The following is a 13,563-nucleotide window of genomic DNA, read 5'->3' on the forward strand; positions in this document are numbered from 1 at the left end:
GGGCACCGCGAAGTGGACGCGCGTTATTGATGGTGGGCATTTCCGTCGGCCGCTGCCATGGTCCAGACCAGGCAATGGTTGTTTGCCGGCATGGCGACATGCTCGAGCAACTGTAACCCCACCCGCTCCGCCAAATCGGCGACTTGTTCCAGATCACGCAAGCCCATCGCGGGATCTCGTGCCTGCAGGCTGGCATCAAATTGGGCGTCGGAGGGCGACACGAACTCGCCCCCGACCCGGAATGGTCCGTAGACGATCAGTCGACCGCCCTGGACGAGCAGGGCCGGCAGCGCAGCAAACACAGCGAGCACACCGCCCCAAGGCATGATGTGGAAACTGTTCGCCGTGTACACGGCATCGTACGTCTGCTGTGGCCACTCACCGGCCAGCGCGTCAAGCGGACGCGGAGACGGCAATCGATGCGGATCACCATCGGATAACCACTGATCGATCCCCGCCAGACGATCGGGCAGATCCGTGCACTGCCACCGAAGACGCGGTAGCGCCGCAGTGAAATGCAGGGCGTGTTGTCCGGTGCCGCTGGCGATCTCCAGCACCCGCTCATCGCCCTGCAGGTGCCGTTGCAGAACCTGCAGAATCGGCCCCTGATTGCGTTCGCAGGCCGGCGCGAACGGCCGTTCCGTCATCGCCGGCATGCGCATCAGTCCTTGAGCGTGAAGCCGAGTTTCATCTTCACTTGCCAGTGACCAACATCGCCATTGTCGATCCAGCCACGCAGTTCACTGACTTCAAACCACTTGAGCGCATCGACATTCTTGGATGCGCGCTTAATGCCCGTGCGCACCGCATCCTCAATGCCGTCATGCGAAGAACCGACGATTTCTATGATCTTGTAGGTGTGGTCACCTTCCATAGCGAACGTCCTGCTACAAATGGATGACCACCCTAACGCGTGATTCTCGCAGACCCAAGAACAGGGGCGGCGCCACGAAGGCGCCGTCTGCTTCCCATACCCTGCGGCGGAATCAACTGGGGACGTCCGGCCGCCGGCAGTAGATCCTGCCGACGTACGCCTACGAGGCCGGCGCCTTCGCGGGCCGCGATGCCAGGTAGTCTTCACCCGGATCGGTCTGATGCGCGGTGTTGGTGACATCGGTCAGATCCAGCTCGATGCCGTTGCTACCCGGCGTTGACGGCGTACGGTAGGCGCGCGCCAGGGTGCTTGGCGCCGGCCGGTCCGGCGAATCGACCACTGCGTCGGTACCAATGTGATACCACTCGCCGGTCGCGTAGTCGGGCGCCAAGTCCAAAAGAATCCAGCCCTTCTGATCGAGGTTGACCCACTGCAGATGCCGGTTGGAGGCGCGCAAAACATTGGGCAGGTCTCCGGGAATGGGCAACCCCGGAGAGGTCACCGATGGCCCGACGAACTCCACGGCGATGGGCGTGGGCGCCGGCAGCGCGTCCGGGTTGGGCGTTACATCGAAGGCCCAAGAAGTGTGGATGTCGCCGGTGATGACGACCACGTTGTCCACCGCCGAGGCATCGGGGTTGTCCGAACCATCCGGATTGTTGCCCTGCAGGACTTCGTAGAGGCGCTCCTGGCTGGTCGGGTACCCGTCCCAGGCGTCGGTATTGAGATACGTTGGCGGCACTGCCACGGCATTCGGCGTCACCCGCAACTGCGAGACGATGAGCTGGTTGCCCAGAATCTTCCATTTCGCCGTCGACGTGCGCAGTTGCTCGTGAAGCCAGGCTTCCTGATCGGGGCCGAGAATGTCGCGATGGGCCGTGGTATCGCCACAAAGGGGGTCGGCGCTCATGTAGTCGCGCACGGCTTCCCGTTGAAACGGTGCGCCTGCGTCGGATTCGTCATCACGCCCCCACAGGCGCGTGTCGATCATGATGATGTCGGCGAAATTGCCGGCCGAGTACTTGCGCCAGGTCTTGCCGAGCGCCGGCGCAAACAACTGCCCGGCGGCGACGACGTCGTCCGACACCGGGCGGATCGGCATCCACTCGAAGTAGGCCTGGATCCCGAAGCTCTTGCGCTCGTACCAGTTGCCCTCACCCCCTTCGTCGATCGCGCCTTCGCTGTGATTGTTGGCCGTACACTTGCGGGAGTTGTCGGTGGTCTCGTGATCGTCCCAGACGGTGATCCAGGTGAACTGGCGATGCAGTTCCGCCAGATCGGTTTCCGCCTTGTGCAAGGCATGCCGGCGGCGGTAGTCGTCCAGCGTCAGCATCTCGTTCGGCGGATCGACATCGCGAGTATCACCGTACTCGCCGTTGCCGTACTCGTAGATGTAGTCGCCCAGATGAATGATCAGGTCGATGTCGTTGCGATCGGCAATTTCCTTGTAAACGTGGAAGTAGCCATGCGGGTAGTTGGAGCACGACACGACGGCAATGCGTAGCCGGTTCTCGGTCTCCGCATCCCAGTCCGGCAGGGTTTGCGCGCGCCCGATCACCGAGTCGTGCCCCAGCGCGCTGAAGCGGTAGTAGTACGCGGTGTATGGCGACAGACCGATCGCGTCGACCTTGACGCAGTAATCGTTGGCTTCGCGCGCGATCGTGGTGCCGCCGGTCACCAGTTCGGTGAGCTCCGGGTCGCGATAGGCGGACCAGCTAACGGTGACATCGCCGGGAATGAAGTTGCCGTCCAGATCAGTCGGTGTCACCCGGGTCCACAGCAGAACGCTGCTGCTCGTCGGGTCGCCGCTGGCCAGGCCGTGCTTGAACGGGTCCTGGACCTCGACGCCCGGCAGGGTGACGCGGTTCGCCGGCGCCGATGACTGACCACAGCCGGCCACACCCAAAACGGTGCCCGCGGCACCCACTGCTGCCGTCGAACGCAAGAAATCTCGACGGTTGAAACCCCGATCAGATGGCATGACGCCCTCCCCATAGTCCAGCCGACTAGTATGCCGGCGCTTGTTGTCATTTCTGTGTCATGCTCTGCCGAGCGGTGCTGGCCCGCTTCCGGAACTTGCCTTTCCCGGCAAGTGTCTCCATAAAAGCGACGTCGGCGGTGCCGATACCATTTCCAATGAGGGACGTGTGCTGATGCATTCTTCTTATGACATTGCGGCCTCCAGGCCCCAATCTGCGCTGCAAACCAACAAGGTGCTGCGCAACACCTACATGCTGCTGTCGATGACGCTGCTGTTCAGCGCCGTGATGGCCGGTCTATCCATGGCTCTGAACGTACCCTACGGCGCCGCGTTGCTGTGCTCGCTGGGCGCGCTGGGCATCATCTGGTTCGTGATTCCGCGCACCGCAGAATCCTCCAACGGGCTGCTGGCCGTATTCGCCTTCACCGGTCTGCTCGGCTTCGGACTGGGCCCGATACTGAACATGTACCTGACCGGTTTCTCCAATGGCGGTCAGATCGTGATGATGGCGATGGGCCTGACCGGGTTCACCTTTGTCGGCCTGTCGGCCTACGCCGTGACCACGAAGAAGGACTTCAGCTTCATGGGCCACATGCTCATGGCCGGCATCATGGTGGCCTTCGTTGCCAGCATCGGCGTGCTGGTGGCCTCGCTGTTCGGTTTCTACTGGCAGCCGCTGGGCCTGGCGATCTCTGCCCTGTTCACCATCCTGATGTGCGGGCTGATCCTTTATCAGACCGGCGAGATCGTGAACGGCGGCGAGACCAACTACATCCTCGCGACGACCACCCTTTATCTGTCGATCTACAACCTGTTCACCAGCCTGCTGCACATTCTTGGCGTGAGCATGGGCGAGGATTAGTCCTCAAGCCCACGGAAACCCAACGGCCGCCTTCGGGCGGCCGTTGTCGTTTATTCAGCCCACTCGTTCGGAACCCACCACCCTGGCGCGCAGGCCTGGGTAGTAAAGCAGCAACGCCGCTGCGCGGAACACGACGTAGCAGACGAACGCGGCCCACAGGCCCGTGTTGCCGGCCGCTCGGCTCCACCAGATCGCGACTGCGAGAAACCCGGTCGCGGACAGGACTGACGCATTGCGCATCTGCGGCGTGGCGGTGACACCGATGAACACGCCATCCAGCTGAAACGCCGCGAACGAGAGAGCTACATAGGCGGCGGCCCAGGGGAGATAGGTGCCGGCCACGCTGCGGACGGGCGCGAGGTCCGTCAGGCCCGCGATGAGTGCATCGCCGCATAACCAGAGCACGGCCGCCAGCGCCACGGCGGTACCCAGCGCCCAAACCGTCGAGCGCCGCACCGCCAGATCGAAACGCTGTCGATCACGGCCTCCATAGGCGGCGCCGACCTGGGATTCCGCCGCGAATGCAAAACCATCGAGAAAGTAGGCACTGAAGGTCACGAACTGCAGCAGCACGTGATTCGCGGCCAGCACCTGATCACCGAACCGAGCACCTGCATTGGTGAACCAGGCGAAACAGACCAACATCAACAAGGTGCGAATCATGATGTCGCGATTCGCGCGCAAAGCGCCCGCCAGCGCGGCCGTCTGACGAATGCGCGCCCAGGGCCAAAAAGCCTCGGCATCAGCTTGGCTGGCTCGCAGCCTGCGCACGAGCAACCAGCCGCCGAGACCGAACGCCAGCCACTCGGAAATTGCCGTGCCGAGCGCGACACCTTCCACGCCCCAGTGCAGAACGCCGGCGAACAGCAAGTCGAGTAGGATGTTCAGGCCGTTCATGACCAGTTGGATCAACATCAACGTGCGGCTGAGCCCCTGGCCGATCAACGATCCGCAGATGACGAACAGGCCCAAGGCGGCCGGCATGCCCCAGATTCGAATCTGCAGATATGCCGCGGCACCGGACTCCACCGGGCCGCTGGCCTCGAAAATCGACATGACGATTCGAATCAGTGGCCATTGCAATGCAAGCACGATCATCGCCAGCAGCAGGCCCAGCACCAGATTGCGGGCAAGGCAGGCGCGCACCTCGGCGGAATCGTCGGCGCCGACAGCCTGGGCGGTGAAACCGGTGGTTCCCATCCGCAGGAAACCGAATCCCCAGTAGATCAAGCTGAAGATCAACGACCCCAGCGCAATGGCGCCCAGATCGGCCACCTGCCCGAGGTTGCCGATCACCGCGGTATCGATCAGGCCCAGCAAGGGTGCAGCAATGTTGGCGAGCACGATGGGCCACGCGATCGCGAACAGGCGACCGTAACTGGGGACCGCACCCGCGTTTGCAGCTTGAGCAGACATGAGAGACCAGGCCACCACGGCAATGCGAAGCCGCGCAGCCTACCGGCTCGCGTCTCAATCGTCTTGTCCGCCGCTCAGCCGAATCCGCGGCTGGCCGGTTTGCGCATCGACGCCGCCGATGAAGAGCACCGCCCCTGCGATCTGTTCGACGCGCACTAGCCAACAATCACCGGCATAATTGTTGGTTAGCGCGCCGCGGCTCACGCATCGCGGCGCGGGGCATGCGTGAGGGCTGGACCGGGCGGTCCGTCAGGCATGCGCGACGAACAACGACAAGACGCCTGGCCAGACTATAGAGAGACGACGATGTTGTTCAGCCTTCAAGTCCTGTTCTACCGCTTCTACATGTTCCTGTTGAAGACCTCGATTCGTGTGCTGCCGTTTCGCGAACCTCGGTTGTTCACCGGTGCGGATTCCGCCTTGGCCCTGTGTGATGCGCTGTCCACAGACGGCACCCGACGTCTGATGATCGTGACCGATGCAGTGCTGGTGAAGATCGGGCTCGTCGAACCCTTGCGTCAGCGCCTGGAAGCCGCCGGAATCACGGTGACCGTCTTCGATGGCGTGGAGCCGGATCCCAGCGTTGCGCTGATCGAGCAGGGCCTGCAGCAACTCAAGCGCGACCAGGCCGACGCGATCCTCGCCATCGGCGGCGGTTCCAGCATTGATGCCGCAAAGGTCATCGCTGCGCGCGCAACCAACAACAAGGCGATCCGCAAGATGGAGGGCCTGTTCCGGGTCTTCCGTCGCCCGCTGCCGCTGCACGTGATTCCGACCACCGCTGGCACGGGTTCCGAGGTCACCATCGCAGCGGTTGTGTCCGACCCCGAACGTCAGAAAAAGATGTCGATCATCGATCTGAAACTCGCGCCGGTAACGGCCTGCCTGGACGGCAAACTGATGGCCGGCCTACCTCCTGGCGTCACCGCGGCAACGGGCATGGATGCGCTCACCCACGCCGTCGAGGCCTATATTTCGCGGAATGCCATGAAGCGGACGGATGTCTACGCCGTCGAGGCGACCCGCCTGATCATGGAGCATCTGCCCCAGGTCATGGACAACGGCAATAACATCGAATCCCGCCAGCAGATGGCGTTGGCCTCGTACAAGGCCGGCATCGCCTTTACGCAGGCCGGCGTCGGTTACGTCCATGCGATTTCCCATAACTTTGGTGCGCGGTACCACACGCCGCATGGCCTGGGGAACGCCATCGTGCTACCGCATGTGCTGGAATTCTCCAAGACTGCCTGTGCGGATCGCCTGGCGGATCTCGCCCGCGTCAGCGGCCTGGACAGCGCCGGCGCCAGTGACATGGAACTGGCCGAACGCTTCATTCATCGCATTCGCGAAATGAACGCGCAGTTCGGCATTCCGACCGGTCTGGAGGCGCTGGAGGACAAGGACATCCCGGCTATCGCCAAGGCGGCCATGGCGGAAGCGCACCTCACCTACGCCGTGCCTCGCTACATGGATCGCCCCACCTGCGAAGCCTTCATCCGCACCATCAAGCTACCGCCACAGCCCTCCGAGGATGCTGCCCGCGCTGCCTGAACGTTTTATGACCATCGCGGACAAAGCCCGCCTGTGGCGGCGGCCGCCGCCACTGCTCCACATACTTATCCACAGATTCTGTGGAAAAGCGGAACCGCTCACGGCGGTGTTCTGCGGCAGGCGCTCTACTCGGTGCTCTGCCGCGGGTTGTCCCGAAGTAAGCTGAAGATTTCCTGGTTCGCGGAGAGCAGCATCGTGGTGCTGCCCTCGCAGATCGGCTGCGACGCGTACTGCGGCGAACCAAACCAGACGTGGCCAGCGGAATCGACGGTGTTGAGTTGAACCACGCGATCGGCCGCACAGCCCGCGAGCGTGCGGCGTTCCAGTTCACCGGTACCCGTCACAACATCGCTACTCGCATCGGCGCACTGGTTGGCGGCCCGCATCTGCGCGATTGTGTCGGACACCGGAGGGCGCTCATCGTTGATCACGCCCGCTCCCTCGCCGCCCTCGAACGGCGCGCAGGCATCTTGCAGGCCGTGAAAGTGGATGACGCTCACTGGTGGACTGGGCGCGCATGCGAACAGCGTCGTTGGCGGGTCGGTAGAGAGATCTTCATTGACCAGATAGGCCGCCGATGCCGCCACGTGGGTAATGCGGTCCGACAATTGGCAACCCAGCCGGTACGCCATCATGCCGCCGTTGGAGTGTCCCGCCGCTGCCACACGCGAGGCATCGATTGAGGCCCGCGACTCGACACGGTCGATGATCGCCCCGATCGCCCCGACGTGATCGACGTTATCGCGCTGCGCGGCGCCACAGCAGTAACCGGCATTCCATGTCAGCAGATCGTTATCGGTCGCATAGCCGTTCACTCGGATCACCGCGATCCCTTCGGCTTCGGCGTCGGCCTGAACCTGTGCCGATTGCTCGAAATCATCAGCGCTGCCGCCCCCGCCGTGCAGACTGACGATCAGCGGCACCGGGTTATTTGGCTCCGCCGCGGCCGGCACGAACACGGAAAACGTATGCGTCACGCCATTCAGCGTGATCGAATCCGCGCTCTGCCCCACCGGATACGGGCCGACACCGCCGCCGCTGGTTTCGTCACCGCATGCTCCGAGCAGCAGGGTCACCAGGATGACGCAATGGGCAAGAACACCACGGCACCGGCGGACAGCCGGCCGAGACATTCGATGCGGGTCAATGGCAAATGCGAGAATCTGGGTCATCGTATTCAAACAATCCATGTAGTGAAGGGAGACGACATGCAGCCGGCTGATTACTGCGACAGCAACCTGACAACCACTCTGACCGCACTGGAAGCCGGAACGCTCACCAGCGAAGCGCTGACACAGGCCCTGCTCGACCGAATCGCCGAGCGCAACCCGGCTATCAACGCAGTCGTCACGATGCAGGCCGAGTCCGCGCTGGCACGGGCGCGGCAGGCTGATCACGACCGCGCCGCCGGCCAAGTCTGGGGACCGCTCCATGGCATCCCCATGACCATCAAGGACGGATTCGAAGTCCTTGGCATGGTCACGGCTAGCGGCTCTCCCAGTCTGAAGCAGTATCAACCCAAAGAGAATGCCGTCGCTGTCCAGCGTCTGATAGATGCCGGCGCAATCATTGTGGGCAAGACCAACGTGCCGCTTTATTGCGGCGACTTCCAGTCTTACAACGCTGTTTACGGCACCACCAATAATCCCTGGGACACCAGCCGCTCACCGGGCGGCTCCAGCGGAGGGGCGGCAGCCGCGCTGGCGTCCGGCATGACGCTCGCCGAACTCGGGAGCGATATTGGCGGGTCGATTCGCAATCCAGCACATTTTTGCGGCGTCTACGGTCACAAGCCATCGCAGGGCATCGTACCGACCCGCGGCCACATCCCCGGCCCGCCCGGGACCAAGGGTCAGACCGACATGGTCGTCGCAGGCCCCATGGCACGCAGCGCGGCGGATCTGCGCCTGCTGCTGGACGTGCTGGCCGGCCCCGACGCGCTCGACGACGAAGGCTGGCAACTCGACCTGCCTGACTGCCGCTGGGAAGCGGACGAGTTTCGGGTGCTCTGCTGGTTCGATGATCCGACCTGCCCGATCGACACCGGCTACCGTACGCAGCTGCGCAACGCCGCCTCCGCACTTCGGGGCATGGGTGCAACAGTCACCGATACACCACCGGATGAGCTGCAGCTTAGCCAGTACTACCCGCTGTATATGCGGTTGCTTGCCGGCGTCATGGGCGGCGGCCTGCCGGCCAATCTGTTCAAACAGATGCAATGGGCTGCCCGGATAGGGAAGCTCACCGGCAAGACCCGCCCCGACACCGTGCCAGGCTACGCCGCTGCCGCCACACAAAGCCACCGGGAATGGTTACGCGACAACGAACTGCGACACCGATTGCGACACCAGTGGCAAACCCTGTTCGAGTCCTATGATGTCGTGTTGATGCCCGTCACTCCGACGGCCGCCATGCCTCATCAGCAAGCAGGCAACCTGTTCAAACGGCGCATACAAGTTGATGGCGTCTCCCGCCCCTATGCCGACAATATGGCGTGGGTCGCCCCCGCGACCTTGCTGCATCTGCCGGCCACCGTGGCGCCAATCGGCGTCGCCGATAACCTGCCTGTCGGCGTGCAGATTGTGGGACCGTATCTCCACGACAAGCGGACGATTCGAGCAGCGGAGTTACTGCAGCAGACCATCGACCAAGTCGCTTGACGTCGTGGGCAATTAGTCACACAACGAAGATTTCACGTTTTGGACGCTAGCCTATCCGTGCTTGAACACGCATCACGGACATGGTTCGCCGCCTGTCCAGCTACTTTGGATCGCCCTGAATGAAATCCCTTCTGCTGCTCTCTCTGTCCGCGTTGCTGTGGACCTCTCCCCTCCTCGCCGCCGATACAGCGCCCGTATCGATCGAGAACTTCGCGAAATTACCCGACGTTCGGGCCCTGGCCCTTTCCCCGACGGGTGAATACCTGGCCGCCAGCGTTCCGCGCGGAAACCGCACCGGGATCATCGTGCTGCGAATCGACAAGATGGACGTCGTCTCTGCTCGCGATTTCGGTCCCGATACGCATGTGCTGGGCCTGCAATGGGTGAGCGACACACGCCTCATGGGAGAGATTGGGGAAAACTTCGGTTCGCTGGAGCAACCATCGAGTGCCGGAGAATTGTTTGCCATTGATGCGGACGGAACGACGTTCACGTATTTGATCGGTTTCCGGACACGCCGTCGTGATCCGTTCCGCGGTGCGGCGGGGCTCCTGGACTCACTGATCCAAGACAAAGACTCAGCGGTCATCGTCACGCGCCCGTTTGACGTGTCCGATCGAACCTACCGACCCGGCTACGACAAACGCGCCTCGGCCGAAACCATCAACGTGGTGTCCGGTCGACGCGATAAAATCGTTGATGCTCCCGAGAAGGGGCCCGGCAGCTTTGTCACCGATTCCGACGGTTTCGTCCGCTTTTTCTCGGGCCTCGGCGATTCATCACTATCCGCCCAAACCTACCAGCGCTTGCCGGCTGAGCCGGGCCGCTGGAGCCCTGTCAGTCTGGCCGGGGTGGACAACATCGAGCCGATCTCCGCGACATCAGGCGCCGCCTTTGTGCGTGGCCAGGGCGAACACAGTACGACCTGCCTCTACGAAACCGACGCAGCTGTCTCCAACGCCAGCGTCCTCGCCTGTCGTGAAGATGTCGACCTGGGCTTCGTCGCCATGTCATCGGACGGCTCCCGCCCGATTCGCGCCTATTTTCAACCAGGACGGTTTGTCTCGGTCAACGTCGCGCCTGACTCATCCGAAGGCCGCTTGTTAGAGGCGTTGCAGAAACGCTTTGAACCGAATGTTCTGCTACCGCAGGGCTGGTCCAAGGATGGCAACCGGCTGCTCTTCACCGTTGCTGGCGACAAGGTTCCGGGAGAGGTCTTCCTGTTCGATCGCAAGGAAAAGCGGGCCCGCTTCTTGTTGTCGAGCCGTCGCTGGATCGATCACACGAAGATGGCCGAACGAAAGCCCATCGAATACGCGGCACGGGATGGCCTCACGATTCGCGGCTACCTGACGCTGCCGCCATCCTCAACCAAGCAGAAACGATTGCCGCTGGTGGTGTTGCCGCATGGGGGACCTATCGGGGTTCGCGACAGCTGGTTGTGGGAGCCCGACGCCCAATTGCTGGCAAGTCGCGGTTACGCCGTACTCCAGGTCAACTTCCGGGGGTCCGGCGGCTACGGCGGCGAATTCATCGAAGCCGGGAGGAAGCAGTGGGGCCAGGCGATGATCGACGACATCGTTGATGGCACTCGCTGGGCGATCGAACAAGGCTATGCCGATGCCAAACGCATGTGCATATACGGCGCCAGCTATGGTGGCTATGCCTCGCTGATGAGCGCCGTTCGTCAACCGGACCTCTTTCGGTGCGTGGTCGGTTATGTCGGCGTTTATGACCTGGAAACAATGGCCAAGAACACGGACATCACGCAGTCGAGCTACGGTCGCGAGTTTTTTGACGACTACATTGGCAAGAGCGCGGAGGAACTGCGCAGCCAGTCCCCCATGATGCGCCTGGCCGAGCTGAAGGCTCCAATGCTCATCGTCCACGGTGAAGAAGACAAACGAGCACCATTCTCCGAAGCCGAAGCTCTACGAGCCGCATTGGACCAGAAAAACCACCCGTACGAATGGATGACCCGCGAGAAGGAAGGACACGGGTTCTATGCGCTGGACAATCGCGTCGCCTTCTACGAGACCCTGCTCGCATTCCTGGGAAAACACATCGGTAATTGACGGTTCTTGAATCGGATGTCCGGATTGATTGACGTTTTACGTTTCTTATTCTGAAGCGTCCCACTTCACCGAGTCGGGCCGCTGCCAGCGTACTGTCTCGCCGCCACAGCGAAGCTGCTGCATTAGCGGGCCGGCACTCACAAACACGACTCCGATTGCACCATGAATAATTTCAAAGCTCGCTTCGCAGGCATCTCCCTTGGCACGGTCGCCCTGCTCTCCACATTGCCGATTCACGCCGCCGAGGTTCTCCCGACGGAATTCTTTTCGAAATTCTCAGAATTTCACAGTGTTCAGCTATCACCCAACGGCGAGCACATCGCGGTCACGATGCCTAGGGGCGATACGACCGGCATGGCAGTGCTCCGCACGGACACCCTGGAGTTGGTGACCGCTAGCCAGCTCGACAAGGACATGCACATCTTTGATGTCGAGTGGGTCGGAGACGACAAGCTCGTATCCGGAGTGGGATATCAGGAGTACCAGTCCGAGCAGCCGATCAATTACGGTGAAATCGTATCTTTCGGCGCCTCGGGCGGTGATTTGCGCTACCTGATGGGATACAAGGGTCGACCCGATACCAGCAAAATCCCTGGCACCGTCTACCTGGGCTGGAGCTACCTGAACAATGCGCTGGAGGATGATCCGAACAAGGTCTTGGTGTCGGCCTGCGCCTGGGCGTCGGGCGAACTCTGTCACTGGTCCTTGTACGAACTGGATACCGACAGTGGCCGCAGGAAACGCATTATTCGCGCACCGCAACTCGGGAGCGGATCGTTTGTCACCGACGCACAGGGTGGGATTCGCTACTTTGTCGGTGAAACGGAAAACCTCGTGGGCGTTCGCTTTTACACCTACGAGTCGAACGAACGAAGCTGGAGTCAGGTCGAGTTCAACGGAATTCAGGACGCATCCCCCGTGTCGTATGATCCGGACTCCAATCGGGTCTACCTGACCGCGGTCGGCGAAAACGGTCTACGCTGCCTTTACCGCACCACGTTCGCGTCTGATGAGGTAGATGAGGTCATCTGCCACGACACCGTGGATATCCATTCGCTCGACTTCAACGCAAAACGCACGCGCCCAATCCGGGCTCATTTCCAGAACGGGCGATTCGAATCTGTCAACCTCGCCCCGGACCTGGAAGAAGGCAGTCTCCTCGAGGCGATTGCGCAACGGTTCGATAACGCACTGGTGCGGGCCACGTCATGGTCGGACGATGGCAATCTGTTCATCCTCTACGTGTCCAGCGATCGGAATCCTGGCGCGTACTACCTGTTCAACCGAAGCGAGAAACAGGCGCGTTACTTGTTCTCCCGCCGCCAGTGGATCGATCCACAGCAAATGGCAGAACGCCGGCCGATCCAGTACGAGGCGCGTGATGGAACGCCGATTCACGGCTATCTGACGGTCCCGCCCGGCGCGGAACAGCCCTGGCCCCTGGTGGTTCTCCCGCATGGCGGACCATTCGGAATTCGCGATGGATGGCGCTGGGATCCCGATGCCCAATTCCTGGCCAGTCGCGGCTACGCGGTCCTGCAGGTGAACTTTCGAGGCTCCGGCGGTTACGGGCAATCGTTCCGTGACCTGGGCATCCGCAAGTGGGGCACGGAGATGATTAACGACATTACCGACGGCGCTCAGTGGGCGATCGAATCGGGCGTGACCCGCAAGGACAACCTCTGCATTTTCGGCGCCAGCTACGGAGGCTACTCATCGTTGATGAGTGCCGTACGCGAGCCAGACCTGTACCAGTGCGTGGTCGCATACGCTGGCATCTACGACCTTCGGACGCTCAACAGAAAGTCTGACACCGGGCAATTCAGCCGTGGTCGGAACTATATCGACGACTATGTGGGCGACTCTGACGATGAACTGCTGAAACACTCACCGATGACCTACATCGACGCGCTAAAAGCACCTGTGTTCATCGTGCATGGCATCAACGACGCCCGCACGCCCTACAAAGATGCAAAAACGCTACGTAAGGCATTGAAGAAAAGAGACATTCCGTACGAATGGTTTGTCCGTGACCGAGAAGGCCATGGGTTCCGCGACGTGACGAACCGGACGGACTTCTACAACGCACTCGCCGCATTTCTCGACAAGCACCTGGCGACCGGCGACTCAGCCACGAATTGACG

At 61.8% G+C, this 13,563-nt stretch carries 10 protein-coding genes; 5 read left to right on the forward strand and 5 right to left on the reverse strand.

Translation table 11 applies throughout. The features are described from left to right. Positions 1–23 precede the first annotated feature (23 nt). The 3 genes from ACE1EY_RS04790 to ACE1EY_RS04800 all read right to left on the reverse strand — a co-directional run bounded on the left by ACE1EY_RS04790 (position 24) and on the right by ACE1EY_RS04800 (position 2,855). Positions 24–656 (reverse strand): DUF938 domain-containing protein, encoded by a 633-nt coding sequence (locus tag ACE1EY_RS04790; RefSeq protein WP_291513906.1) that lies wholly within the window; start codon positions 654–656, stop codon positions 24–26. Between the two features lie 5 nt (positions 657–661). After that, positions 662–874, reverse strand: a complete 213-nt coding sequence (locus tag ACE1EY_RS04795) for a dodecin (protein WP_291513905.1) — start codon at positions 872–874, stop codon at positions 662–664. A gap of 160 nt (positions 875–1,034) precedes the next feature. Then, positions 1,035–2,855 carry an alkaline phosphatase gene (locus ACE1EY_RS04800; RefSeq protein ID WP_370299595.1) on the reverse strand — a complete coding sequence of 607 codons (1,821 nt, stop codon included), beginning with the start codon at positions 2,853–2,855 and terminating at the stop codon, positions 1,035–1,037. A 172-nt stretch (positions 2,856–3,027) separates the two neighbouring features. On the opposite strand from ACE1EY_RS04800, the gene ACE1EY_RS04805 reads away from it, so the two are divergent. Next, entirely contained in the window at positions 3,028–3,717 is a 690-nt protein-coding gene (locus ACE1EY_RS04805; protein WP_291513903.1) for a Bax inhibitor-1/YccA family protein, read from the forward strand. A gap of 54 nt (positions 3,718–3,771) precedes the next feature. On the opposite strand, the gene ACE1EY_RS04810 is transcribed toward ACE1EY_RS04805, so the two are convergent. Continuing rightward, positions 3,772–5,133 (reverse strand): MATE family efflux transporter, encoded by a 1,362-nt coding sequence (locus ACE1EY_RS04810; RefSeq protein ID WP_370299596.1) that lies wholly within the window; start codon positions 5,131–5,133, stop codon positions 3,772–3,774. 306 nt (positions 5,134–5,439) lie between these two features. On the opposite strand from ACE1EY_RS04810, the gene ACE1EY_RS04815 reads away from it, so the two are divergent. Then, a complete protein-coding gene (locus tag ACE1EY_RS04815) occupies positions 5,440–6,684 on the forward strand; it encodes an iron-containing alcohol dehydrogenase (RefSeq protein ID WP_370299597.1) in 1,245 nt (414 codons plus the stop codon). A gap of 125 nt (positions 6,685–6,809) precedes the next feature. Here ACE1EY_RS04815 and ACE1EY_RS04820 read toward each other — a convergent pair whose 3' ends face one another. Continuing rightward, on the reverse strand, positions 6,810–7,856 hold the full coding sequence (locus ACE1EY_RS04820) for a PHB depolymerase family esterase (RefSeq protein ID WP_370299598.1): 1,047 nt from the start codon (positions 7,854–7,856) through the stop codon (positions 6,810–6,812). A 36-nt stretch (positions 7,857–7,892) separates the two neighbouring features. On the opposite strand from ACE1EY_RS04820, the gene ACE1EY_RS04825 reads away from it, so the two are divergent. The 3 genes from ACE1EY_RS04825 to ACE1EY_RS04835 all read left to right on the forward strand — a co-directional run bounded on the left by ACE1EY_RS04825 (position 7,893) and on the right by ACE1EY_RS04835 (position 13,561). Continuing rightward, positions 7,893–9,344 carry an amidase gene (locus tag ACE1EY_RS04825; protein ID WP_370299599.1) on the forward strand — a complete coding sequence of 484 codons (1,452 nt, stop codon included), beginning with the start codon at positions 7,893–7,895 and terminating at the stop codon, positions 9,342–9,344. A 119-nt stretch (positions 9,345–9,463) separates the two neighbouring features. After that, positions 9,464–11,419, forward strand: a complete 1,956-nt coding sequence (locus tag ACE1EY_RS04830) for an alpha/beta hydrolase family protein (RefSeq protein ID WP_370299600.1) — start codon at positions 9,464–9,466, stop codon at positions 11,417–11,419. A gap of 162 nt (positions 11,420–11,581) precedes the next feature. Beyond that, positions 11,582–13,561 (forward strand): alpha/beta hydrolase family protein, encoded by a 1,980-nt coding sequence (locus ACE1EY_RS04835; protein WP_370299601.1) that lies wholly within the window; start codon positions 11,582–11,584, stop codon positions 13,559–13,561. Positions 13,562–13,563 lie beyond the last annotated feature (2 nt).

Source organism: Abyssibacter sp., assembly GCF_964229365.1.
In the GTDB taxonomy this organism is placed as follows: Bacteria; Pseudomonadota; Gammaproteobacteria; order Nevskiales; family OUC007; genus Abyssibacter.